This window comes from Caulobacter sp. NIBR1757 (genome assembly GCF_027912495.1).
Taxonomy (GTDB): Bacteria; Pseudomonadota; Alphaproteobacteria; order Caulobacterales; family Caulobacteraceae; genus Caulobacter.
On the sequence record NZ_CP115463.1, the window covers coordinates 1424422 to 1446415 of the forward strand.

At 67.8% G+C, this 21994-nt stretch carries 22 protein-coding genes; 9 read left to right on the forward strand and 13 right to left on the reverse strand.

Annotated features, from left to right (window positions below):
- The first annotated feature begins 54 nt into the window (after positions 1–54).
- Positions 55–912 carry an acyl-CoA thioesterase II gene (locus O5I81_RS06945; protein ID WP_271068219.1) on the forward strand — a complete coding sequence of 286 codons (858 nt, stop codon included), beginning with the start codon at positions 55–57 and terminating at the stop codon, positions 910–912.
- 5 nt (positions 913–917) lie between these two features.
- Here O5I81_RS06945 and rimM read toward each other — a convergent pair whose 3' ends face one another.
- The 5 genes from rimM to O5I81_RS06970 form a co-directional block, all read right to left on the reverse strand.
- On the reverse strand, positions 918–1454 hold the full coding sequence (gene rimM, locus O5I81_RS06950) for a ribosome maturation factor RimM (RefSeq protein WP_271068220.1): 537 nt from the start codon (positions 1452–1454) through the stop codon (positions 918–920).
- Positions 1455–1676: 222 nt separating this feature from the next.
- A complete protein-coding gene (gene rpsP / locus O5I81_RS06955) occupies positions 1677–2207 on the reverse strand; it encodes a 30S ribosomal protein S16 (RefSeq protein ID WP_271068221.1) in 531 nt (176 codons plus the stop codon).
- Positions 2208–2232: 25 nt separating this feature from the next.
- The gene (gene ffh, locus O5I81_RS06960) at positions 2233–3759 is read right to left on the reverse strand and encodes a signal recognition particle protein (RefSeq protein ID WP_271068222.1); all 1527 of its coding nucleotides are present in this window, start codon (positions 3757–3759) and stop codon (positions 2233–2235) included.
- A gap of 175 nt (positions 3760–3934) precedes the next feature.
- Positions 3935–4411: a CYTH domain-containing protein gene (locus O5I81_RS06965; RefSeq protein WP_271068223.1), complete on the reverse strand. Its 477-nt coding sequence runs from the start codon at positions 4409–4411 to the stop codon at positions 3935–3937.
- Positions 4408–5313 (reverse strand): hypothetical protein, encoded by a 906-nt coding sequence (locus O5I81_RS06970; protein WP_271068224.1) that lies wholly within the window; start codon positions 5311–5313, stop codon positions 4408–4410. Before O5I81_RS06970 ends, O5I81_RS06965 begins: the two co-directional genes overlap by 4 nt.
- A 122-nt stretch (positions 5314–5435) precedes the next feature.
- On the opposite strand from O5I81_RS06970, the gene O5I81_RS06975 reads away from it, so the two are divergent.
- Entirely contained in the window at positions 5436–6599 is a 1164-nt protein-coding gene (locus tag O5I81_RS06975; protein ID WP_271068225.1) for an AAA family ATPase, read from the forward strand.
- On the opposite strand, the gene O5I81_RS06980 is transcribed toward O5I81_RS06975, so the two are convergent.
- Entirely contained in the window at positions 6596–6988 is a 393-nt protein-coding gene (locus tag O5I81_RS06980; protein WP_271068226.1) for a VOC family protein, read from the reverse strand. The genes O5I81_RS06975 and O5I81_RS06980 overlap by 4 nt on opposite strands.
- Positions 6989–7064: 76 nt before the next feature.
- Here O5I81_RS06980 and O5I81_RS06985 point away from each other — a divergent pair, with 76 nt between their 5' ends.
- Positions 7065–7619 (forward strand): hypothetical protein, encoded by a 555-nt coding sequence (locus O5I81_RS06985; RefSeq protein WP_271068227.1) that lies wholly within the window; start codon positions 7065–7067, stop codon positions 7617–7619.
- 47 nt (positions 7620–7666) lie between these two features.
- Here O5I81_RS06985 and O5I81_RS06990 read toward each other — a convergent pair whose 3' ends face one another.
- The 3 genes from O5I81_RS06990 to O5I81_RS07000 all read right to left on the reverse strand — a co-directional run bounded on the left by O5I81_RS06990 (position 7667) and on the right by O5I81_RS07000 (position 11131).
- The gene (locus tag O5I81_RS06990; RefSeq protein ID WP_271068228.1) at positions 7667–9784 is read right to left on the reverse strand and encodes a M3 family metallopeptidase; all 2118 of its coding nucleotides are present in this window, start codon (positions 9782–9784) and stop codon (positions 7667–7669) included.
- A 77-nt stretch (positions 9785–9861) separates the two neighbouring features.
- Positions 9862–10758 carry a M56 family metallopeptidase gene (locus O5I81_RS06995; RefSeq protein WP_271068229.1) on the reverse strand — a complete coding sequence of 299 codons (897 nt, stop codon included), beginning with the start codon at positions 10756–10758 and terminating at the stop codon, positions 9862–9864.
- The gene (locus O5I81_RS07000) at positions 10748–11131 is read right to left on the reverse strand and encodes a BlaI/MecI/CopY family transcriptional regulator (RefSeq protein WP_271068230.1); all 384 of its coding nucleotides are present in this window, start codon (positions 11129–11131) and stop codon (positions 10748–10750) included. Before O5I81_RS07000 ends, O5I81_RS06995 begins: the two co-directional genes overlap by 11 nt.
- A gap of 121 nt (positions 11132–11252) precedes the next feature.
- Here O5I81_RS07000 and O5I81_RS07005 point away from each other — a divergent pair, with 121 nt between their 5' ends.
- Positions 11253–12104, forward strand: a complete 852-nt coding sequence (locus O5I81_RS07005) for an aspartate/glutamate racemase family protein (protein ID WP_271068231.1) — start codon at positions 11253–11255, stop codon at positions 12102–12104.
- A 49-nt stretch (positions 12105–12153) separates the two neighbouring features.
- Positions 12154–12678 (forward strand): SRPBCC domain-containing protein, encoded by a 525-nt coding sequence (locus O5I81_RS07010; protein WP_271068232.1) that lies wholly within the window; start codon positions 12154–12156, stop codon positions 12676–12678.
- Between the two features lie 245 nt (positions 12679–12923).
- On the opposite strand, the gene O5I81_RS07015 is transcribed toward O5I81_RS07010, so the two are convergent.
- Positions 12924–13457 carry a carboxymuconolactone decarboxylase family protein gene (locus O5I81_RS07015; RefSeq protein WP_271068233.1) on the reverse strand — a complete coding sequence of 178 codons (534 nt, stop codon included), beginning with the start codon at positions 13455–13457 and terminating at the stop codon, positions 12924–12926.
- Between the two features lie 134 nt (positions 13458–13591).
- Positions 13592–14155, reverse strand: coding sequence for a peroxiredoxin (locus tag O5I81_RS07020; protein ID WP_271068234.1), 564 nt, complete (start codon positions 14153–14155; stop codon positions 13592–13594).
- Between the two features lie 152 nt (positions 14156–14307).
- On the opposite strand from O5I81_RS07020, the gene O5I81_RS07025 reads away from it, so the two are divergent.
- The 4 genes from O5I81_RS07025 (at position 14308) to O5I81_RS07040 (ending at position 17815) form a co-directional block, all read left to right on the forward strand.
- Entirely contained in the window at positions 14308–15204 is an 897-nt protein-coding gene (locus O5I81_RS07025) for a hydrogen peroxide-inducible genes activator (RefSeq protein ID WP_271068235.1), read from the forward strand.
- A 28-nt stretch (positions 15205–15232) separates the two neighbouring features.
- Entirely contained in the window at positions 15233–16624 is a 1392-nt protein-coding gene (locus O5I81_RS07030; protein WP_271068236.1) for a M20/M25/M40 family metallo-hydrolase, read from the forward strand.
- Positions 16625–16949: 325 nt separating this feature from the next.
- Positions 16950–17492: a PadR family transcriptional regulator gene (locus O5I81_RS07035; protein ID WP_271069002.1), complete on the forward strand. Its 543-nt coding sequence runs from the start codon at positions 16950–16952 to the stop codon at positions 17490–17492.
- A complete protein-coding gene (locus O5I81_RS07040) occupies positions 17492–17815 on the forward strand; it encodes a DUF2218 domain-containing protein (RefSeq protein ID WP_271068237.1) in 324 nt (107 codons plus the stop codon). Before O5I81_RS07035 ends, O5I81_RS07040 begins: the two co-directional genes overlap by 1 nt.
- A gap of 68 nt (positions 17816–17883) precedes the next feature.
- Here O5I81_RS07040 and O5I81_RS07045 read toward each other — a convergent pair whose 3' ends face one another.
- Positions 17884–18966, reverse strand: a complete 1083-nt coding sequence (locus tag O5I81_RS07045) for a phytase (RefSeq protein WP_271068238.1) — start codon at positions 18964–18966, stop codon at positions 17884–17886.
- 91 nt (positions 18967–19057) lie between these two features.
- A complete protein-coding gene (locus O5I81_RS07050; protein ID WP_271068239.1) occupies positions 19058–21880 on the reverse strand; it encodes a TonB-dependent receptor in 2823 nt (940 codons plus the stop codon).
- Positions 21881–21994 lie beyond the last annotated feature (114 nt).

Below are 21994 nucleotides of genomic sequence, written 5' to 3' on the forward strand. Positions count from 1 at the left end.
GGCCTGCCGTCGAGCCGCTTGCCGCTCCGGTTCCACAGGCTTATGGCAGGCGCCATGACCGACGCCGAAGACCTGATCGCCACCCTGGCTCTCGAACCCATCGAGCTGAACCTGTTCCGGGGCGTGTCCCCCAACGAGGGCTTCCCGCGCATCTTCGGCGGCCTGGTCATCGCCCAGGCCCTGCTGGCCGCCTATGAGACGGTCGAGGACCGGGTCTGCCACTCGCTGCACGCCTATTTCATCCGGCCGGGCGACGTGAACATTCCGGTGCTCTACGAGGTCGATCGGTCGCGCGACGGCGGCACCTTCACGACCCGGCGGGTCATCGCCATCCAGAACGGCAAGCAGATCTTCAACCTGGCCGCCTCCTTCCAGGTCGCCGAGGACGGGCTCGAGCACCAGTCGCCGATGCCCGAGCATCCCGATCCGGAATCGGTGAAGACCGAACTGGACCAGTTGCTGGCCAAGTTCGGCGACAAGCTGCCCGAGAAGATGAAGGAGCAGATGAAGCGTCCGCGCCCCATCGACCTGCGCTGGCCGGACCCGCAGAACATGTTCAAGCCGGTGCCCAAGCCGCCGCGCAAGCAGGTGTGGATGCGGGCCAAGGCGCCCATCGGCCCGGAAGTGAAGCTGCAGCAGGCCTGCCTGGCCTATGCCTCCGACATGGCCTTCATGGAGACGGCGCTGCGGGTCCACGGCCTGACCTGGCAGACGCCGGGCCTGCAGTCGGCGAGCCTCGACCACGCCATGTGGTTCCACCGGCCGGTGGATTTCAACGATTGGCTGCTGTTCGACCAGGACTGCCCGAGCACCAGCCAGGGGCGGGGCTTCATCCGTGGCGAGATGTACACCCAGGACGGCCGGCTGGCGGCGTCGGTGGCGCAGGAATGCCTGATGAGGGTGAAGGTGTAAGCGCCTTACGCCTCGTCCTCGCCGTCCTCGGGACGGACTTCGATCTCGGTGGGCCGCACGACGGTCAGCTTGCCCCCGGCGATATCGACCGTCGGCACCGCCTCGCGGGTGAAGCCGAGGTACCAGGTCTGGCCGCCGAGGGCTGGCTCGATCTCCAGGATGTCGCCGGCGCCGAAGTCCTGCACGGACTTCACCTTGCCCAGCACCTCGCCCTCCGGCGTCACTGCCGACAGGCCGATCAGGTCGGCCAGGTAGAACTCGTCCTCGTCCGGCTCGGGAAGGTCGGCGCGGTCGATGTGCAGGGTCAGGCCGCGCAGGGCGTCGGCCGCCTCCTTGGTGTCGATGCCCTTGGCGCGGGCGACGACGCCGCCCTTGTTCAGGCGCGCCGAAGTGATGGTCAGGGCCGGCGAGCCATCGGCGCGCTTGAGGCGCTTGTATTGCGTCAGGGCCAGCGGATCGGCCGTAAAGGTGGCAATCCGCAGCTCGCCACGAACGCCGTGGGCGCCGCCGACCCGGCCGATGAGGAGGAGGTTGGAACTCATGCAGAGCCTTGGAACGGAAACCGGCGCGGAGGGCAAGAGCCGCGTCCTTCTCCCGCTTGTCGGGAGAAGGTGGCCGCGAAGCGGTCGGATGAGGGCAGCGCCAGCCTTCGAAGGTGTGGTTCAGATACGGAAAAGGGCAGACCAGCCGGAGCCGGTGCTGCCCTCATCCGACCCCCTTCGGGGGCCACCTTCTCCCGACAAGCGGGAGAAGGGACCTGAGCTTTAACCTTCGGTCTTTTCTTCGCCAGCGTCGGCGGCCGGGGCTTCTTCAGCGGCCGGAGCCTCTTCAGCAGCTGGGGCCTCTTCAGCGGCGGGCGCAGCTTCGGCAGCCGGAGCAGCCTCTTCAGCCGGAGCTTCTTCGGCCACCGGGGCTTCGACTTCCGGTTCCGGCTCGGGGGCCGGCGGGTTGGCGGCCAGTTCGGCGGCGGCGGCGGCGCGCTCTTCAGCGCGTTCCTCGGCCTTCTTGCCCGGCTTGCCCTTGGTCGGGTTGTTGCCGTGGGCCCACTGCACGAGGCCTTCCTTGGCAAGGAAGCGCGCGACGCGGTCGGTCGGCTGGGCGCCCTTCTTGATCCAGGCTTCGATCGACTCCAGCTTCAGGGTGACGCGGGTCGGGTCGTCCTTCTTGAGGAGCGGGTTGTAGGTGCCGACCTTCTCGATGAAACGGCCGTCGCGGGGCGAGTGGCTGTCAGCGACGACGATCGAGTAGTAGGGGCGCTTCTTGGTGCCGCCACGGGCCAGACGAATCTTCAGCATTTTGAGGGTAGTCCTTGGAGTTGGTTCAGTTTTTCTTGAACGGGTTGAAAGACGAGGCGCCCAGGCCGGGAAGGCCGGGCAGGTTGGGTAACGAGCCGCCGCCGGGTCCGCCCAGGCCGGGCAATCCCTTCAGCTGCTTTTCGAGTTCGGCCGGATCAACCTCCGGCATCTTGCCGCCGCCGAGGTTTTTCAGGCGATCGCCGCCGCCGCCGCCGAGCATGGCGGCCATCTTGGCGAAGCCCTTGCCGCCGCCCTTGCTCATCATCTTGAAGGCGTCGGCCATCTGACGGTGTTGCTTGAGCAGGCGGTTGACCTCGGCCACGTCGACGCCCGAACCGGCGGCGATGCGGCGCTTGCGCGAGGCGGCCAGGATGTCGGGCTTCTTGCGCTCCAGCTTGGTCATCGAGCTGATGATGGCCTGCTGGCGGCTGATCGACTTGTCGTTGAGGCCGGCCTCGGCGATCTGCCCCTTCATCTTCTGGACGCCGGGAAGCATGCCCATCAGGCCTTCCATGCCGCCCATCTTCTGCATCTGGGAAAGCTGTTCCGACAACATGTCCAGATCGAACTGGCCCTTGGCCAGCTTGCGGGCCATGGCCTCGGACTTGGCCTGGTCGAAGTCGGCGGCGGCCTTTTCGACGAGGGCGACGATATCGCCCTGGCCGAGGATGCGGCCGGCCACGCGGCGGGCGTCGAAGACGTCGAGGGCCTCGACCTTTTCGCCGGCGCCCAGGAACTTGATCGGCAGGCCGGTGACGGCCCGCATCGACAGGGCCGCGCCGCCGCGCCCGTCGCCATCGGCGCGAGTCAGGATCAGGCCGGTGAGCGGCAGGCGCTCGTGGAAGGCTTTCGCCGTGCGCACCGCGTCCTGACCGGTCAGGCTGTCGGCGACCAGGATGGTTTCGGCCGGGCTGGAGATACGGGCGATCTCGGCCGCCTCGGCCATCATGCTCTCGTCCAGCGTCGTGCGGCCGGCGGTGTCGAGGATGAGGATGTCGTAGCCGCCCAGCTTGGCGGCGCTCATGGCGCGCTTGGCGATATCGACGGCCGATTGGCCGGCGACGATGGGCAGGGTGTCGACCTCGACCTGCTTGCCCAGCATGGCCAGCTGTTCCATGGCGGCCGGACGACGGGTGTCCAGCGAGGCCATCAGGACCTTCTTGCGGTCCGTCTTGCTGAGGCGCAGAGCCAGCTTGGCCGAAGTGGTAGTCTTGCCCGAGCCCTGCAGGCCGCTCATCAGAATGACGCTGGGTGGGTTGAGGGCGATGTTGAGGCCCACCGGCTCTTCGCCGCCGAGCATCTCGACCAGGCCGTCGTAGACGATCTTCACCACCTGGTCGGCGGGGCGGATCGAGCGGATCACCGCCTCGCCGGTGGCTTCCTCGCGGGCCTTGGCGATGAAGTCCTTGACCACCGGCAGGGCGACGTCAGCCTCCAGCAGCGCCACGCGAACCTCGCGCAGCGCTTCATCGACGTCCTTCTCGCTGAGGACGCCGCGTCCGGACAGGCGGTCGAAGACACCGCTCAGCCGTTCTGTAAGGCCTTCAAACATTCACAACCTCATATGCACAACGAAGCCAGCCCCCGTGGACGATCGCGTCGACGGGGGTCCTCTCCATCCTCGTCCGATATAGGCATCGGGGTCGTGATGGGGGAGGGCGCTGGCAGATTGCGCCGGGAAGGGCGCGCTTATGGGCGAAAGGGGCGCAAAGGTCAAGGAATGGCGCTTAGGCCTCTCCCGCGATCACCGCGTTCGAATAGCGGCTGTCGGCGGTGACCTCCTCGCCCAGCCAGTCCGGCCGCTCGAAGTCGGCGTCGGCGCTTGGCAGTTCGATCTCGGCCAGCACCAGGCCGGGGCGCGGGTGCTCGAATTCGTCGACTTCGAACAGGCTGGCCCCCACCTGCACGGTGTAGCGGACTTTGCGGATCACCCCGCCATCGACCATGCCGCTGTCCAGGATGGCGGCGCCCTGGTCGGCGGGGATGGGGAAGTTGAACTCCGGCCGCTCGCGCCCCTCGGGGTCGATGGCCAGGCCCTTGAGGGTCAGGATCGCCGCCTCGCCCTCGAAGCGCACCCGGATGGAAGCTTGCTTGCGGCGGCTGACGTAGCCCGCCCGCATGACCACCGGCTCGCCGACCACCTGATCCCGCCAGGTCTCGTCCAGCACCAGGAACTTGCGCTCGATCTCGCGGTGGGCGGTCATTTGATGCGGCGGTCGATGAACGGCTGCTGGCGGAAGACGATGTAGACCCGCTTCATGTCGCGCTGGACTCGGCTCATCTCGTAGTAGTTGGTGGCGATCGGATTGCCCCAGCCGCCGCGCAGGCGGACGCCGTAATAATCCATGTCCCAGGCCCCGCGGTTGTTGCGCAGGTCGCTAAGGAACTTGCCGGCGATCACCCCGTATTCGGCCCGCAGGTCCCAGAATTTCTCGACCACCCGGTCGGAGGTGGCGGCCTGGCGGTCGAACCGCAGCATGCGCTCGCGGGCCGCCTGGGTGTCGCCCAGCCGGGCGGAGATGTCGCGGCGCACGGCGATGCGGCGGGCGCGGAAGGCGGTGGCCTTGGCGGTGACCTCGGCGTTGTAGCGGTCGAGGCTGGCCTGGGCCCGGATCAGCGGATCGCCGCCGCCCTCGGCGGTCAGGACCGGCACGCTGGCCCGGGCCAGACTGGTCTCCATCTCGTTGATGTCCTTCTGAGTGGCGCGGACATAGGCGTCCTCCAGCTTGAAGACGTCGTAGTCGCGCAGAGCTCGCGGGCCGCTGACCAGCAGCAGGCCGGCGACCATTGAGACGGCGGCGGCGCCGAAGACGGCGAACACCGGCACGGTGGCGTCCTTATGGCCGGCGGGCCGCAGGATCATGAAGTACAGCGGCAGCAGGAACAGACCGATGATCGCCACCAGCGCCGGGAAGGCATAGAGGCCCAGCCATGTCCAGACCTCCCAGGGGGCGCTCAGCTTCAAGGGATCAACGTTGAGGATCGAGGCCCAGATGCCGCCGATGACGGCCGCCGCCAGGGCCGCCGCGACAATGCTCAGTCTTTTGTTGACGCCGCCCGCCACCCCCATGGTCCGCGTGTGGCCCTTGCTCAGATCGTAAGTCACGTTCGTCCCCCCATATTCCCCGTCCGGACCTGACGCACAATCGTGGGGTTCCGGCCTCACGGTCAACCGCGAGATCGCCCACCGACCTTGAGAATCCGCGGGCCCCGGCCGATGGTTGGCGCATGAGCCTGGTCGTCCGTGAATTTCGCGCCAAGGGGTTCCGCTCGTTGCGGGGCATCACCTATCCGGTCAGTGGGCTGGACGTGTTCGTCGGGACCAACGGGGTCGGCAAGACCAACCTCTACCGGGGGCTGGAACTGATCCAGTCGGCGGCCGCCAACCGGCTGGCGCGGGATGTGGTGCTGGACGGCGGACTGACCTCGGTGCTCTGGGCCGGCACGCGGCGGCGCAATGAGCAGGCCGAGATGACCCTGTCGGTCAGCCTGGCCGATCCGGACGGGCGAAGTCGCGGGGTCTATCGCTACGAGGTGACCGTCGGCATGCCGCCCCAGTTCAAGGGGGAGCCGCTGTCGGCGACATTCCTCTATGAGCCGCAGATCAAGGAAGAGAGCGTCGCCTTCGAGACCGGCTCGCGGGCGGTGCGGCTGCTGGAGCGCAAGGGGCATTCGGTCATGGTGCGGGGCGAGGACGGCCGTCCGGCGGCGCTCGACATCGACCTGCTGTCCTCCGAGACGGTGCTGGGGCGGCTGGAGGACCCGGGGCGCTATCCGGAGCTTGACGCCCTGCGCCGCACGATCCTGCAGTGGCGGTTCTACCATGGACTGCGCACCGACGCGGCCTCGCCGCTGCGCCGGCCCTGCCCGGCGGTGGCCACCCCGACCCTGGCTTCGGACGGGTCCGATCTGGCGGCGGTGTTCGCCACCCTGCGCCATATCCGGGCCGACAGCCGCGAGCTCGACAAGGTCATCGACGCCGCCTTCCCGGGGGCCAGGCTGGAGGTGCCGACGCCGGGCCTGATGGCCAACTTCGGCATGACCTTTCCCGACTTCCCCCAGCGGGTGTTCGATGCAGCCGAACTGTCGGACGGCACCCTGCGGTTCCTTTCGCTGGCCGGGGCGCTGCTGGCCTATCGCCTGCCGCCGTTCATCGCGCTGAACGAGCCGGAGGCCAGCCTGCATCCGGACCTGATGGAGCCCCTGGCCAGGCTGATCGCCGCCGCCGCCGAGCGCACCCAGCTGTGGCTGGTCACCCATTCGGAGCGGCTGGCCGAGGCGGTGATCGCCACCGGCGCCGGAAAGGTGCGCACGGTGCTGAAGCAGGACGGGGAGACGCGGATCGAAGGCCTGCGCGCCTGGGGCCGGTTCGAAGACGAGGATGAGGACTAGCCGCGCAGCTCCAGACCGTTCCCCTCGGGGTCCTTGAGATACAGGCTGAGGCCCTCGCCGCCGGCCCCGTAGCGCAGGCCCTCCTCGCCGACCTCGACACCATGCGCGAGCAGATGCGCCTTGACCGTCTCCAGGTCGAAGCCGGCGACGGTCAGGCAGACGTGGTCGAGGTTGCGGCCCTCCGGGCCCGGCCCGGCCCCTCCCATGCGGCCGAGGCGGCCATCGACCGAGACGATGTCGATCAGGCTGCCGCCGGCCCGCAGCTGGACCAGGCCGATGGCGTCCTGCCGCTTCTCGACGCTGAGGCCGAGGACGCCAGTGTAGAAGTCGACGAGCCGCTGCTGGTCGTGGGCCCGCAGGACGATGTGGTCGATGCCGGTGATCTGCATTCTGCTGAGGTGGGTGGTTTTGGCGGCGGCGGCAAGGCCGGTTGACGAACGCGCGGCGGGCTCGTCCGATCGCCGGGTGACTCGCCCTGTCCCACCCGCCGAACGCCGCAAGCCGAACCTGCCGCTCAACGGCAAGACCGGGGCGATCATGATCGGCGCCATCGCCCTGATCGTGCTGCAGCCGGGGGCCGAGCGGCTGTGGAACCGGCTGCAGGCGCCAGGGCTGGAAAGGCGCATGGGTGGTCCGGGTTTCCCCGTCACGATGGATCAGGCGGCGCTGCGGATCGAACAGTCGCGCGGCCCGGTGCTGGCCACGACGTGGAGCAGCGTCCGGCGGGAGGGGCAGGACTGCCGCAGCATTACGGCGGGCGCCTTCTGGCGGGTCTGCGGCGTCGGCGGACGGCCCAGGACCATCAGCGCCGATGTCATCGTCCGGACCCATGCCGAGGCCGCGCGCGAGATGACCGTGCTGGTTGATGCGGCGGCGCGCGGCGCCACGCCTGCCCAGCGTCAGGCGGCGCTGCGGCTGGTCACGGGCCGCAAATCAGGCTCGGTGCGGATCGGCGGCGTGCGGATCAGCGCCCTGCCGCTGCGGACCGGCGGCTGGTACCTCGACGCCCGTCCGGCCTGAGCGACAAGAAGAAAGGGCCGCGACGTCTCCGCCGCGGCCCCCATCTCTTACGCCTTGCCCGGCTCCGGGAAGCCCCGGCTGCGCATCAGGGCGCCGATCTCCGGGTCGCGGCCGCGGAAGTCGCGGTACTGCTCGGCCGGGTCCTTGCTGTTGCCGCGGCTCATGATGGTCGCATACAGCCGGTCGGCGGTCTTGCGGTCATAGGCGCCGCCGGCCTCGACGAAAGCTTCCCAGCAGTCGGCGGTCAGGGTGTCGGACCACAGGTAGCTGTAGTAGCCGGCCGAGTAGCCGTCGCTGGAGAAGACGTGGCCGAACTGCGGGGTGCGGTGACGCATGACGATCTCCTCGGGCATGCCGAGCTTCGTCAGTTCTTCCCGCTCGAACTTGTCGGGATCGATGGTCACGTCGCCGGCCAGGTGCAGCTTCATGTCGATCAGGGCGCTGCCCAGGTACTCGACGGTGATGAAGCCCTGGTTGAACTTCGAGGCCGCCTCGATCTTGTCGACCAGCGCCTTGGGGATCGGCTTCTTGGTCTCGTAATGGATGATGTACTTGTCCATCACCTCGGGCGTGGTCAGCCACTTTTCGTTCAGCTGGCTGGGGAACTCGACATAGTCGCGGGCCACGTTGGTGCCGGCCACGGTCGGGTAGACCACCTCCGAGCACAGGCCGTGAATGGCGTGGCCGAACTCATGGAACATGGTTTCGGCGTCGTCCCAGCTGATCAGCACCGGCTTGCCGGCCTCGGCCTTGATGTAGTTGCAGTTGTTGGAGACCAGGGTGGTGATCTTGCCCTTGAAGGTTTCCTGGGTGCGGTAGTCGGTCATCCAGGCGCCCGAGCGCTTGCCCTCGCGGGCGAAGGGATCGAAGTACCAGAGGCCGATGTGCTGGCCCTTGCGGGTGACTTCCCAGACCTTGACGTCGGGATGGAAGACCGGGATGCCGCTGACCGGCTTGAACTTGAAGCCGTGCAGCTTGCCGGCCGCGAAGAACATCGCCTCGCGCAGGTTGTTGAGCTCAAGGTAGGGCTTCACCTCGTTCAGATCGAGGTCGTACTTGGCCTTGCGGACCTTCTCCGCATAGTAGCGGTAGTCCCAGGGGGCCAGCTTGAAGCCGCCGTTCTCGGCGTCGATGATGGCCTGCATGTCGGCGACATCGCGCTTCACGGCGGCCACGGCCGGGGTCCACACCGCCTCCATCAGCTCCATGGCCCGCTCGGGCGTCTTGGCCATGGCGTTGCCCAGCCGCCAGTGGGCGTGGGTGGGATAGCCCAACAGCTTGGCGCGTTCGACACGCAGCTTGAGGATTTTGGTGATGATGGCGTTGTTGTCGGTGGCGCCGCCGCCGTCGCCGCGGCCGACGAAGGCCTTCCAGATCTTCTCACGGGCGGCGCGGTTGGGCGCGTAGGTGAGGAAGGGCTCGGCGCTGGAGCGGGTGTTGAGGATGATGGCCTTGCCGTCGAGACCCTTGCCCTTGGCGCTGGCGCGGGCGCCGCTGATCAGGCTGTCGGGCAGACCGGCCATGTCGGCGTCGGAAAGCTCGATGTAGGTGCTCTCGTCAGCCAGCAGGTTCTTGTTGAACTGGGTGTAGATGCCGGCCAGCTCTTCGTTGATGGCCGCGACGCGGGTCTTGGCGGCGGGGCTGAGCAGGGCGCCGGAACGGACGAAGCCGTCGTAGTAGACCCAGGTGACGCGCTTCTGCTCGTCGGTCAGGCCGGCGGCGCCGCGGGTGTCGTAGACCGCCTTGACGCGGGCGAAGAGCTTTTCGTTCTGGTTGATCTGGTCGCTGAAGGCCGAGAGCTTCGGGTCCATCTCTTCCTCGACGGCCTGGAAGGCCGGGGTGCTCATGTTCGAGGACCAGACGCCGTAGTAGCGGTAGAGGCGGCCGAGCGTGCGGCCGGCGTCTTCCAGCGCCGCGATGGTGTTGGCGAAGCTGGGCGGGGCCGGGTTGGCGGTGATGGCGTCGATCTGCGCCATGTTTTCGGCCATGGCGGCTTCGAGAGCCGGCTTGAAGTCGGCGACGTTGACCTTGTCGAAGGCAGGCAGGCCGCCGTAGGGGCCGGTCCAGGGGGCGAGCAGGGCGTTACCCTCCTTGGCGAAAGCGGGATTGACGGCGGCGGCCGCGACGGCGGCGGCCGAGGCGGCGAGGAAGGTTCTGCGTTGCACGGGCATGGAGCTCCAGAGTCTCGTTTGGGGGGACCCTAGGGCATGCGGCGGGCGGCGTCACATGACAGCGATGTAACCTACCGCAGGATCATCAGATCCATCACCGGCCGGGGCAGCGGCGGCGGGGCAGGGGCCTGGGCGCGGGGCGGCTGGGCGCTCCAGGCGGCGGCGGCGCTGAGCAGGGCGACGGCGGCGACGAGGCCGAGGCCGACCAACTGACGGGTGCTGGTCGGGGCGGGGGCTTTCAGCAGCGCGATGCGGGCCTCCAGCGGATGCTGCGCCGAGGCGGGCCAGTAACAGCCGACCGGCAGGGCCTGTTCGGCCAGGGTCGTCTTCAGCATGGTCTGGGCGTAGCGGCGGCGCTCTTTCGGATAGCGGGCGACGACCACGGCGTCGCAGCTCAGTTCCTGGTCCAGGCGGATCTTGCCGGCGGCCAGATGGACCAGCGGGTTGAACCAGAACAGGCACTGGATGGCGGCCAGCACGGCGTTGGCGCGGGCGTCGTCACGGTCCATGTGCACCCGCTCATGGGCGCGGATCAGGCGCTGTTCTTCCGGCGTGAAGCGTTCGGCGAAGTCGCTGGGCAGGATCAGGCGCGGGTCGATGACCCCGACAATGGCCGGACCGGCCTGGCCGCGGGCGGCCTTGCGCATGAAGCGGCGCTGGCCGGCGGCCAGACGCAGGGCCAGGATCACGGCGCCGGTCAGCCAGACGGCGATGGCCAGGCCCGACAGCCAAGGCTGGCCCTCGATCATGGCGGCCACTTCCGGCACGGCGGCCTCTTCCAGCGGGACGCTGCGCAGGGCGGGCAGCAGGCTGGCGCTGGCGGCCATCGGCACGATCAGCCAGGAGGCGTAGACCGACTGGGCGCCAAACAGGCGCAGGAGCGGCTTGCGCAGGGCCAGCACGACCAGCACCGCCGCCGCGACGGCGATGTTCAGCTTGGCGAGGGTGATCAGCAGGTCACTGATCATCGCTCATCTCATCGATCAGCGATTTCAGCCGGGCCACCTCCTGGGGGCTCAGCTTGCGATGCTCCGCGAAATGCGAAATCAGCGGGGCCAGCTCGCCATCGAACAGGCGGTCCAGCAGGCCCTGGCTCTCGGAGGTGACATAGTCCTCGCGCTGCACCAGCGGCCGGTACTGGTGACGGCCGCCGGCCCGCTCCGACTGGATGACGGACTTCTTGAGCAGGCGATTGATCAGCGTCTTGACCGTGGCGTCGCCCCAGTCCTGGACCTGCTTGACCTCGGCGACGAGCTCGTCGGCGGTGCAGGGGCCCTTTCGCCAAAGGGCTTCCATGACCTGACTTTCGGCGCTGGTGATCTGGACGGGTTCTCTGGCCATGGGATGAGACTACGCCCGTAATGCCCGGCGTCAACAGGAATTTATGGCCGTCATTCGGCCCTATTTCGCCCAATACCGCCATGGCTTCCCAAGCCGCGCGCGCGGGTCTAGACCGCAAGGCATGGCCATAGGCGTTTTCGACTCCGGCGTCGGAGGATTGACCGTGCACCGCACCCTGGTGGAGCGGCTGCCGCACGCGAACTTCATCTACCTGGCGGACCAGGCCAACGCCCCCTATGGCGGGCGGCCCGGCGAGGAGGTGGTCGACCTGACCCGCGCCGGCTGTATCCGGCTGTTCGAGGCCGGGGCGTCGCTGGTCGTGCTGGCCTGCAACACCGCCAGCGCCATCGCGCTTCGCCGCCTGCAGCAGACCTGGCTGCCGGGCTATCGCAAGGAAACCGGCCGGGCGCTCAACGTGCTGGGCATCATCGTCCCGACCATCGAGGCGGCCACCGGCCTGCCCTGGGAGCATGAGGCCGAGCGGCGCGGCGACAAGATCGAGAAGCTCGACATTCTCGGCGTCTTCTCGACGCCGGGCACGGCCAGCAGCCGCGTCTTCGAGATCGAGATCGACAAGCGCAAGCAGGACCTGGCGGTGTTCTCCGAACCCTGCCCGAACCTGGCCCGGATGATCGAGGAGGGCGCCGGCCCGGTGGACCTGGCCAGGGAGGTCGAGACCCACGTCGAGAACCTCAAGCGCCGCGTCGGCCGCTATCCGGACCGCGCCATCCTCGGCTGCACCCACTACGAAATGGTCGCCGACCTGTTCCGCGCCGCCCTGCCGCCGGGCACGCCGTTGATCCATCAGCCGGGGGCGACCGCCGATGCGCTGGCGCTGTATCTGGAACGGCATCCGGAGCTGGACCCGGGCAGCTCGGGCCTGCGCCGCTTCCTGACGACCGGAACGCCCGGTCGCCAGAATGGGCTGGTGCAGGGGTTCTGGGGCGCGCCGCTGGATTTCGAAGCCGCTTGATTGATCGTTCAAGAGGGCGTTAGCTGATCGCCGTTCGATGGAGGGGATCATGCGCGTTCTGTTGGCGGCCGCCATGGCCGTCGCCCTGGCCGGCCAGGCCGGCGCCGCATCGGCGGCCGTGAAGTCCGCCGCAGAAGGCCGGCTTGAGCTCGAGAGTTCGGTCGTCATCGATGCCGCGCCTGACAAGGTCTACGCGGCGATCGGCCAGATCGGGTCCTGGTGGGACCCGGCCCACAGCTATGGCGGCCAGATGACCCTGGAGCTGAGACCGGGCGGCTGCTTCTGCGAGAGCCTGCCCGGCGGCGGGGTGAAGCATGGCGAGGTGGTGATGGCCATGCCGGGCAAGCTCGTCCGCCTGTCGGCGCCGCTGGGCCCGATGCAGGACTGGGGCGTGGCGGCGGCGATGACCTTCGAGCTGAAGCCGGCCGAGGGCGGCAAGACGACGGTGGTGCTGCGCTACAACGCGAGTGGGTTCAGCGCGGGGCAGTTGCAGGCGGCGCCGGGGATCGATGGCGTGGTCGTTGGGCAGCTGACGCGGCTGAAGAGCTTCGCGGAGACGGGGAAACCGACCTAGCAAGTGAGTGACTGTTCGCTCTCCGCCCTTGGGGCGGAGGACAGGTTTGGAGCGTGAGCGACAAACCAGGAGGCGGGACGTCCACCGGCGATCGTGCGCTGTGTCCGCGGACGCCGGCGCGTAAGGGAACGCGCTAATCACCTACGGCCGGTGGGCCCGCCTCCTGCTTTCTCGCTTGAAGGCTCGAAAGCGGTCCTCCGCCCAAAGGGCGGAGAGCTACGACCACTCCGGCCTCTGCTGTTGGCTTATGCCGCCGCCGCTTCGCCGGCGATCACGCGGCTGACCGCATTGACGACCGACGCGATGCGCAGGGCCGCCTGCACCGAGGTGTTCGGCACGCCGTGCTTCTTCAGTTCGGCCTCGTGGGCGTCCAGGCACATGCCGCAGCCGTTGATGGCCGAAACCGCCGTCGACCACAGCTCGAAATCGACCTTCTCGACGCCCGGATTGGCCAGCACGTTCATCCGCAGCTTGGCCGGCAGGGTCCCGTACTCCTTGTTCTTCATCAGGTGCAGGGAGCGGTAGTAGACGTTGTTCATGCCCATGATGGCCGCCGCGGCCTTGGCGGCGGTCAGGGCCTCTTCGCTCAGGCCGGCGGCCCGGGCGGCCGCTTCCAGGCCCTTGACGACGACCGGCTGGCCGACCGCGTGGGCCGAGGCGACGAAGGCGCCCCATTTCTGCTGATCGGTCAGCAGGGTCTCGGCCGACAGCGACGAGAGGTTGAGGCTCAGGTCCTTGGCATAGGCAGGCAGCGCGTCGCGCACGGTGTCGATCGACATCGGTCAGGTCCGTTCAAACTGGAGAGAAAGGGGCCGGGGTCTCCCCCGCCTTTCGGGGGGAGGGACGGGCGGAGGAGCCCCGGCGCCAGCGGCTTCCGATTGGGACGTGGAAGCCGCTGGATCTTGGGCCTAGCTTACTCGGCGGCCAGGTTCAGGACGTCGCCGCCGACCGCGCGGTTGCACGGGCACAGCTCGTCGGTCTGCAGGGCGTCGAGGACCCGCAGGGTGTCGGCCGGCGCGCGGCCGACGTTCAGGTTGGTGACGTAGACGTGCTGCACGACGTTGTGCGGATCGACCACGAAGGTGGCGCGCTGGGCGACGCCCTCTTCCTCGTCGAGAACGCCCAGTTCACGGGCGAACTTGCCGCCGTTGTCGGCGAAGTTCCACATCGGCAGGCTGTTGAGGTCCGGGTGCTCCCGGCGCCAGCCCAGCTTGCTGTGCTCGTTGTCGGTCGAACCGCCGAGGACGACGGTGTCACGATCTTCGAATTCCTTGTTGAGACGCGCGAACTCGGCGATCTCGGTCGGGCAGACGAAGGTGAAATCCTTCGGGTAGAAGAAGATGACCTTCCACTTGCCCGGGAAGCTGTCCTGGCTGACGGTTTCGAACGCGCTCTCGCCGTTCTCTTCGTGACGGTTGAACTTCGGCTTCACGCCGACGACTTTGAAGTCAGGCAGTTTCTGGCCAACACCCAGCATTGCGTATTCCTCGCGCTTGGAAAAATTGATCGAGTCGATGAGGCCGCCGGGCAGGGGAGTGCGTCGGCGACAGGGGTGAAATAGGGGCCGACTCAGCCATTGGCCAATCAATAGTTTTTGCCGACAGCATAGAGTTACTCTATGGTAGCAAAATGCTCCCCACATTCCGCCAACTGCAGTACCTCAAGCTCCTCGCCGAACACGGCAGCTTCAGCCGCGCCGCCGAGGCCGCCCACGTCACCCAGCCCACCCTGTCGGCCGGCATCGCCGAGCTGGAGCGGATCATCGGCGCCCCCGTCGTCGACCGCGCCCGCAGCGGGGTGATCCTGACCGCCGCCGGCGAGGAGGCGGCGCGGCGGGCCCGCGAGTTGCTGGCCGGCGCCGAGGACCTGGTTCAGGCGTCACAGAGCGCCGGCCTGCCGCTGGCCGGGCGCTTCCGGCTCGGCGTCATCCCGACCATCGCCCCCTTCCTGTTGCCGAAGGCGCTGCCGGTCATGCGCGCCCGCTTCCCCAAGCTGCGTCTGTTCCTGCGCGAGGACCTGACCAGCCGCCTGATCACCGCCCTGAAATCCGGCGCCCTCGACGCCGCCCTGATCGCGCTGCCCTACGACATGGCCGGCCTCGACTGGGCTCACGTCGTCGACGACGAGCTGCTGGCCGCCGTGCCGAGCGGCCACGCCATGGCCAGCCAGGCCAGCATCAGCCCCGCCTCCCTCGACGGCGACGAACTGATCCTGCTGGAAGACGGCCACTGCCTGCGCGACCACGTCCTGGCCGCCTGTGGCCTTGGTCCCCCCGCCCGCCACGGCGAGGACGAGGCCTTCGCCGCCACCTCCCTGCCCACACTCGTGCAGATGGTCGGCTCCGGCCTTGGCGTCTCCTTCGTGCCGGCCATGGCTGTCGAGGCCGGCTTGACGGGCCAGGCCCCGGTCACCGTCCGCCCGCTGCAGGCCGAGCATCCCAGCCGCGAGATCGTCGTCGCCTGGCGGGCCGGCTCCAGCCGGGCCCGCGACGGGCGCCTGCTGGCGGAGACGCTGCGCGCCGCCTAAGGTCGGAGTCGTATCGAGGGAAGATTCCATGCGTCTGGTCATCGCGGCGGCGGCCGTCTTCGCCCTGTTGGGCTCGTCCGTTCAGGCCGCCGGGCCTTCGCCCGAGGTGAAAGCCGAAGCCCGTACCCTGTTTTCAAAAATCATCGGCTTCAAGACCCAGGAGGGCAGCGGCCAGGTCCCGGCCCTGGCCCGCTACCTCGCCGACCAGCTGAAGACGGCCGGCTTCAAGGACAGCGAGATCGAGATCGTGCCGCTCGGCGAGACCGCCGGTCTGATCGTCCGCTATCCGGGCAAGCCCGGTTCGACCAAGCCCCCGGTCATCCTGATGGCCCACATGGATGTCGTCGCCGCCAGCCGGGAAGACTGGGGCGGCCGCGATCCCTATGTGCTGACCGAGGAGAACGGCGTCTTCATCGGGCGCGGCGTCGTCGACAACAAGTATGGCGTGCTGAACATCACCCAGACCTTCATGCGCCTGCGCCGCGAGGGGTTCGTCCCCGATCGTGACCTGATCCTGGCCTTCACCGGCGATGAGGAAACCACCGGCAAGACGGCCGTCGTCCTGGCCGCAAAGCTCAAGGGCGCCGCCTACGCCATGAACTCCGACGCCGGAGGCGGCTTCCGCGGCGGCGGCAACGAGAAGGCCAGCTACGCCCTGCAGGTGGCCGAGAAGACCTACGCCACCTATGAGCTGACGGCGCTGAACAGCGGCGGCCACTCCTCGGCCCCCCGGCCGGACAACGCCATCTACGACCTGGCCGCCGCCCTGACCCGGATCTCGGCCTATAGGTTCGAGGCGCGCTGGAATCCGGTGACCTTGGAGAGCTTCCGCCTCACCGCCCCCAGCCTCGAGGGCGAGCTCGGCAAGGCCATGGCCCGCTTCGCCGCCAATCCGAACGACAAGGCCGCCCTGGCCGAGCTCGACAAATCCTGGGTCAGCAACGAGCTGCGGACCACCTGCGTGGCCACCATGCTGCGCGGCGGCCATGCCGAGAACGCCCTGCCGGTGGCGGCGACGGCGACCATCAACTGCCGCATCTTCCCCGGCCAGACGATCGCCGAGGTTCAGGCGACTCTGCTCAAGGTCGCCGACGACAGCAGGCTGCAGATCAAGACCATCGGCGAGCCGCTGGAGAGCGACGTCTCCGTGCCGCCCGAAGAGCTGCGCGCCGCCCTGGCCAGGGTGCTGGCCGTCCGCGCGCCCGGCGTCGTCGCTACCCCCTATATGGAAGCCGGCGCCACCGACGGCCTCTACTACCGCAGCGCCGGCATCCCCACCCTCGGCGTCGGCGGCCTCTTCATGTCCCAGGGCATCGACTACAACATCCACGGCAACAACGAACGCCTGCCGGTCGCCCAGTTCGACGACGGCCTGGACCACTTCTACCTGCTGCTCAAGGCGCTGACGGGCGGGGAGTAGGGGCAGCGCTTCTAAACTCTCCCCCCGCGAAGTGGGGGGAGGACCGCTTTGGAGCGAAGCGACAAAGCAGGAGGGGGGACCCCCGTGTCAGGAGGAACCTCCCCGCCGCCGGTGGGCCCGCCTCCTGATTTCTCGCTAGGGCTCGAAATCTGTCCTCCCCCCACTTCGCGGGGGGGAGAGTTTGGAAAGGCGTCGGCATCCGATATAAATAGATATATCTAAATACCTCTTGCGCCTGACCCGCTCCCGATATATCTAAAATCCGACATATCGAAACACATCGTATGTCAGACATATCGCAACAGGACTCATTTCAATGCATCGCATGTTTGGCTTTCACCGCCACACCCATCATCGCGGCCCCTTCGGCCATCACGGCCGCCACGGCGGCGCCCACCATGGCTGGCGTCGTCCCGGCCGCTTCTTCGACCACGGCGACCTGCGCTTCGTGCTGCTCAAGCTGATCGCCGAAAGCCCCCGCCACGGCTATGAGCTGATCAAGGCCGTCGAGGAAAACGCCGGCGGCGCCTATACCCCCAGCCCCGGCGTGGTCTACCCGACCCTGACCCTGCTGGAAGAGACCGGCCTGGTCACCGCCGAGGCCGAGGGCGGCAAGAAGCGCTACAGCATCACCCCCGAGGGCGAGGCCCAGCTGGCCGCCAACGAGGGCCAGGTGGCCGGCATCTTCGAGCGCATGGCCCAGGCCGCCCAGGCCAGCGCGATGTTCTCGCCGCAGATCCTGCGGGCCCGCGAGAACCTCAAGACGGCCCTCAAGCTGAAACTCACCGGCCAGTCGCTGACCAAGGAGCAGATCGCCTCGATCTGCGACGCCCTCGACGCCGCCGCCGCCGCGGTGGAGCGCGCCTGATGGACAGCCACGCCCGTTTCGCGACGGACAAGGCGGTCCGCTACATGACCCAGCTGGGCAAGCACTGGAGCCACAAATTCCCGGTGCTGCTTGGCGAGGCCGATTGCGAGATCGACTTGCCGATCGGCCGCTGCGTGATGCGCGCCGACGGCGAGGGGCTCGACATCACCGCCACGGCGGAGGGGCCTGAAGGCCTGAGCAAGCTGGAAGACGTCATCGCCAGCCACCTCGCCCGTTTCGCCTTCCGGGAGGGCGAGGTCAGCTTCGGCTGGACCCGCGCCTGGCCGGCGGGGTCGATCGATATCAGCCGGATGCGGGCCTGAAGCGCTGAGGCACTTGCAAACTCTCCCCCCTTGCGGGGGAGAGTTTGGAAAAGCCGCCCCCTCGCGGCCTACAGCCCCAGCGCCGCCTTCACCGCCCGCCAGTCGATCAGCTTGAAGTTCTGCCGCGCCCGCGTGGCGTCCTGGCCCTCGCCTTCGCTGTCGACGTCGTCCTGCACGACCACCAGGCCCTCGCCATAAGGCCCGACCACGCCGCCTAGCGCCGCCACCCCGTCCGTCCCCGTCACAGGATCGACGCCGTTGCCGCCGACGGCGGAGAACCGACCCTTGAACACCGGCTCGGCCCCATCAACCCGCCAGACCGCGAAACTGCTGTCGCCCTGGCTGGAGGCGATCAGCCAGGTCACCGGTCCCTCGCGCAGCAGGGTCAGGCCCTCGACATCGGGTGCCAGCATTGCAGACGGCGCCGCCGCGATCAGCGTGCCCTGCGTCGCCCCCGGGGCCAGGTCGAACCGCCAGATGCCTTTGCCCTCTTCGCCGAGGTACAGCAGGCCCTTCTCGTCATCGACGACGCAGCCCTCCGTCTGGGTCGCCACCCCGAAGCGCTTCTCTTCGGTCGCCTTGAACTTTCCGTCGGCGCCGACCTCGACCTTCACCTGCCGCACCTGGCCGTCCGTGCCGTTGACGATGACCAGGAAGCCGCCCGCCCGCCGGCCCATGCACAGGCCATAGGGCTCGGCCAGGTCAAGCGGGACGACGCCCCAAGGCCTCAGCTTCAGGGTGTCGGGATCCATCAGGTACAGGGCCGCGCCCATCCGGCCGCGGTCCGAGGCGGCGACCAGGACACGCTCGCCGTCCGGGGTGGCGAAGCCGCCGCGAAGGTCGACGTTGTTCAGCCGGCCATCCGGGATGAAGCCGGTGATCCGGCCCTCGATGTCGTAGGTATAGAGCCCGGCCTGCTTGTCGGTGCCGAAGATCACCACCCGCGAAGGATCGCGCGGATCGGCCCAGATTTCCGGGTCGTCGGCGGCGTCGGCCCGCCTGGTGGCCACCGATTGCGTCTCTTTGGACGCCAGAACCGGCGTTCCGACGCCGATGGTCAACTTGCCGGAGTCCGATACCGCTTCGGGATCGAAGCTCGCGCAGGCGCCGAGCACGAAGACGGAGGTCAACATCATAAGGGCGGCGCGCATTGCGTAACTCCTTGGGAACGAAGGACGTAGGCAAGAAGACGCCCCGGCCACAAGAGGCCGGGGCGTCGGAACACAGGTCAGGCAGAGAGGATCAGAACTTCAGCTTGATGCCGGTCTTGGCCGTCCAGCTGTATTCCTCGTACTGCAGCAGGCGCTTGCCGTCGGGGCCGTTCTGGTAGGCCACGTAGGGAGCGTCGCCCAGGTTCACGAACTCGATGAAAGCCTGGGCATGGTCGGTGATCCGGTACTTGGCGCTGACGTCGTACTGGATGTGATCCTTGACCCAGCGGTCGGTCTCGGCGTCGCTACCCAGTTCGTCCAGGTATTTGTCGCGGTAGGTGGCCGCGAAGCGGAAGCTGACAGGCCCTTTTTCATAACCGATGGTGGCGTTGTAGGTGTTCTTCGACGCCGAAGGCAGCGGAATTGTGCGGCCCAGCACGTCACCCTCTGCATCCGTGTAGGTGTAGTTGAAGCCGACAATGGTCCCGTCGAGCAGGCCTGGCAGGAAGGTCAGAGCATGCTGATAATTGAACTCGACGCCGAACACCGTGGCCGTGTCGCCGTTGATCGGGATGATGGCCTTGTCATAGGCGACGCTGTTGAACACGCCGTTGTTGAACTCGGCGTCGACGATGAAGTCCTTGATCTCCTTGTAGAAGATGCCCGCTGACAGGACGCCTTCCTTGGCGAAGTACCATTCCGCCGACAGGTCGAAGTTCCAGGCGCGGTAGGGATCCAGCTCGGGATTGCCGAATTCGCCGTCACGCTCGCCGGCGTCGCTTTCCTCGACGATGAAGCGCGGGGCGATCTGTCCGACACGCGGACGGACCACGCTCTTGAAGAACCCGCCGCGGATCAGCAGGTTGTCGGTCGCCTCGAACCGCACCGTCAGGCTGGGGAGCACGTCGGTGTAGTCGATCCGGTTCGTCAACGGGCTGACAAAGACCGTATCGTCCGCCAGGACCACGCCGTTGTGGGTGCCGCCGCCCTCGACCAGTTCGACCAGGCTGCCGGCGGCGGTCAGTTCAGTGCGCTCGACGCGCACCCCGCCGACCACCCGGACCGGACCCGCTTCATACCGGCCCAGGAGGTAGGCGGCGTAGATGTCTTCCTTGACGTTGTAGTCGGCGACCGAGGACTCGAAGAGCGTGTCGAGGGCGCTCTTGACGAAGTTCGACCGGTTCTCGTGAAAGAACTTGGCGGGCGCGCCCCGGCTCGGGGTCGGCTCGATATCAGCCAGGTTGTAGGACTGGTCTCCGAGGAAGGGGGCCAGGGTCAGGCCGCCGGTGTAGCCAGTGTAGTAGTTGATATCGAGGTCGTAGGTCTTCTCGCGCAGGCGCAGCTTGGCGCCGGCCTGCAGATCGAACTGTCCCGATCCCAACTGGAACTCGCGCTTGATGTCGAACTTCCAGTTGCTCTCGCGCTCCTCGGAGTCGCTCTTGTCGGTCTCCTCGACGCGGTACAGAGAGTAGCGGGCCGGGTTGAGGAAGTTGGTCAGGCCGGTGGTCACCGCGTACTTCGGCTTTTCCCGGTTGCTGTAGTCGAAATCGACGGCCAAGGACGAGCCGGTGAAACGCTGGCGCCAGCGGATCGGGTCGATTGAGCCGTCTTCCTTCTCGTCCGCCATCGACCAGCTGACCGAGTAGTTGAACTCCCAGGGGCCGGCGTAGGTGCGACCGCCGCTGACCAGCGAGGTGATGGTCTGGACCTCGTAGCGGTCCTTGAGGTCGCGAATGGCGGTGATGCGGCCTTCATTGGAGCGGAAGGTCACGGTATCGCCGCTGGCCGAGATGGGATCGCCTTCCATCTCGAAGATCAGCCGGTTGCGGTACTCCTGGTCCTCGAACTTGCTGTGCAGGAAGCGGGCGTAGATGTCGGTGTTGTCGGTCAGCCGGAAGTCCAGGGAGAGCGAACCGCCGATCCGGGTGCGCTCGACGTCATAGTCGCGGTACTGGACCGTCTTGGCCGCGACGATGCCGCCCGTTTCCTCCCAGTCCTCCATCTCGACGTTGTCGGTCGAGAAGCTGCGCTTGTAGTAGCTCAGGCCCCCGGAGATCCCCAGGCGGTCCCCAAAGGTCTTGGAAATGTCGACTGAGGCCTTGGGCGACCACTCGCCGTTGAGGTCATTGTATGACCCTTCGACTGTGACCGAGTAGAAGTCCTTGCGGCGGTCGAAGCCGCTGGTGGTCTTGATGTCGATCGAGGCGCCGATGGTGTCGGCGTCCTGGTCCGGGGTCAGGGTCTTCTTGACCTCGATGCTTTCGATCAGTTCCGACGGGATGACGTCCAGGGCCACCGAACGGACATCTGCTTCCGGGGCCGGCACGCGCGCGCCGTTGATGGACGCGCTATTCAGGTTCGGGTCTAGACCACGGACGGAAACGAAGCGGCCCTCGCCCTGGTCGTTCAGGATGTTGACGCCGGGCAGGCGGCGGAGGGATTCGGCGACGTTCTGGTCGGGGAAGGCGCCGACGGCGTCACGCGTCAGCACGCTCTCGATGCCATCGGCCGACTTCTGGCGCTGCACGGCGCTGTTCAGGTTGCCGCGCTGGCCGACGACCAGGACGCTGTCGACCAGGCCCTCGGCCGGCGGACCCATCCTGATGTCGAGGGTGGCGATGCCGGTCTCGGCGATGGTCACCGTCCGGGTCGCCATGTCGGCGCCGGTGTAGGTGACCTGGACCGTGTAGGTCCCGGCGGGGAGGTTGCTGAAGCGGAAGGCGCCGTCGGCGTCGACTTCGGCTCGGCGGCCCAGCTCGGTGATGACCACCTGAGCGCCCGGCAGCGTCTTGGCCCCGGTGGAATCGGTGACATCCCCGACGAGATCGCCGGCAAGGGCGGGCGAAGCCATCAGGGCGATGGCCCCGGCGGTGGCGAACAGCAAGGCGCGTGGCGCATGGGCGCGTCTGGTCATCGTCATATCCCCAACCCCGGCCAGTCCGGGACGGGCGCGCCTTGCCAGAGTCCGACGACGGTCCGACGTCGGATCGGTGACGGTTGCTATGCGGTTTTATGTCGACTGTGCGAC

What these genes read in the sequence shown, in the direction of transcription:
- O5I81_RS07020 (WP_271068234.1), bottom strand. Translation starts at nt 14,155, where the DNA reads ATGCTGGGTGTTGGCCAGAAACTGCCTGACTTCAAAGTCGTCGGCGTG.
- O5I81_RS07035 (WP_271069002.1), top strand. Translation starts at nt 16,950, where the DNA reads ATGTTTGGCTTTCACCGCCACACCCATCATCGCGGCCCCTTCGGCCAT.
- O5I81_RS07030 (WP_271068236.1), top strand. Translation starts at nt 15,233, where the DNA reads ATGCGTCTGGTCATCGCGGCGGCGGCCGTCTTCGCCCTGTTGGGCTCG.
- O5I81_RS07015 (WP_271068233.1), bottom strand. Translation starts at nt 13,457, where the DNA reads ATGTCGATCGACACCGTGCGCGACGCGCTGCCTGCCTATGCCAAGGAC.
- O5I81_RS07050 (WP_271068239.1), bottom strand. Translation starts at nt 21,880, where the DNA reads ATGACCAGACGCGCCCATGCGCCACGCGCCTTGCTGTTCGCCACCGCC.
- O5I81_RS07045 (WP_271068238.1), bottom strand. Translation starts at nt 18,966, where the DNA reads ATGCGCGCCGCCCTTATGATGTTGACCTCCGTCTTCGTGCTCGGCGCC.
- rpsP (WP_271068221.1), bottom strand. Translation starts at nt 2,207, where the DNA reads ATGCTGAAGATTCGTCTGGCCCGTGGCGGCACCAAGAAGCGCCCCTAC.
- O5I81_RS06980 (WP_271068226.1), bottom strand. Translation starts at nt 6,988, where the DNA reads ATGCAGATCACCGGCATCGACCACATCGTCCTGCGGGCCCACGACCAG.
- O5I81_RS06975 (WP_271068225.1), top strand. Translation starts at nt 5,436, where the DNA reads ATGAGCCTGGTCGTCCGTGAATTTCGCGCCAAGGGGTTCCGCTCGTTG.
- O5I81_RS06965 (WP_271068223.1), bottom strand. Translation starts at nt 4,411, where the DNA reads ATGACCGCCCACCGCGAGATCGAGCGCAAGTTCCTGGTGCTGGACGAG.
- O5I81_RS07005 (WP_271068231.1), top strand. Translation starts at nt 11,253, where the DNA reads ATGGCCATAGGCGTTTTCGACTCCGGCGTCGGAGGATTGACCGTGCAC.
- O5I81_RS07000 (WP_271068230.1), bottom strand. Translation starts at nt 11,131, where the DNA reads ATGGCCAGAGAACCCGTCCAGATCACCAGCGCCGAAAGTCAGGTCATG.
- ffh (WP_271068222.1), bottom strand. Translation starts at nt 3,759, where the DNA reads ATGTTTGAAGGCCTTACAGAACGGCTGAGCGGTGTCTTCGACCGCCTG.
- O5I81_RS07040 (WP_271068237.1), top strand. Translation starts at nt 17,492, where the DNA reads ATGGACAGCCACGCCCGTTTCGCGACGGACAAGGCGGTCCGCTACATG.
- rimM (WP_271068220.1), bottom strand. Translation starts at nt 1,454, where the DNA reads ATGAGTTCCAACCTCCTCCTCATCGGCCGGGTCGGCGGCGCCCACGGC.
- O5I81_RS06945 (WP_271068219.1), top strand. Translation starts at nt 55, where the DNA reads ATGACCGACGCCGAAGACCTGATCGCCACCCTGGCTCTCGAACCCATC.
- O5I81_RS07010 (WP_271068232.1), top strand. Translation starts at nt 12,154, where the DNA reads ATGCGCGTTCTGTTGGCGGCCGCCATGGCCGTCGCCCTGGCCGGCCAG.
- O5I81_RS07025 (WP_271068235.1), top strand. Translation starts at nt 14,308, where the DNA reads ATGCTCCCCACATTCCGCCAACTGCAGTACCTCAAGCTCCTCGCCGAA.
- O5I81_RS06995 (WP_271068229.1), bottom strand. Translation starts at nt 10,758, where the DNA reads ATGATCAGTGACCTGCTGATCACCCTCGCCAAGCTGAACATCGCCGTC.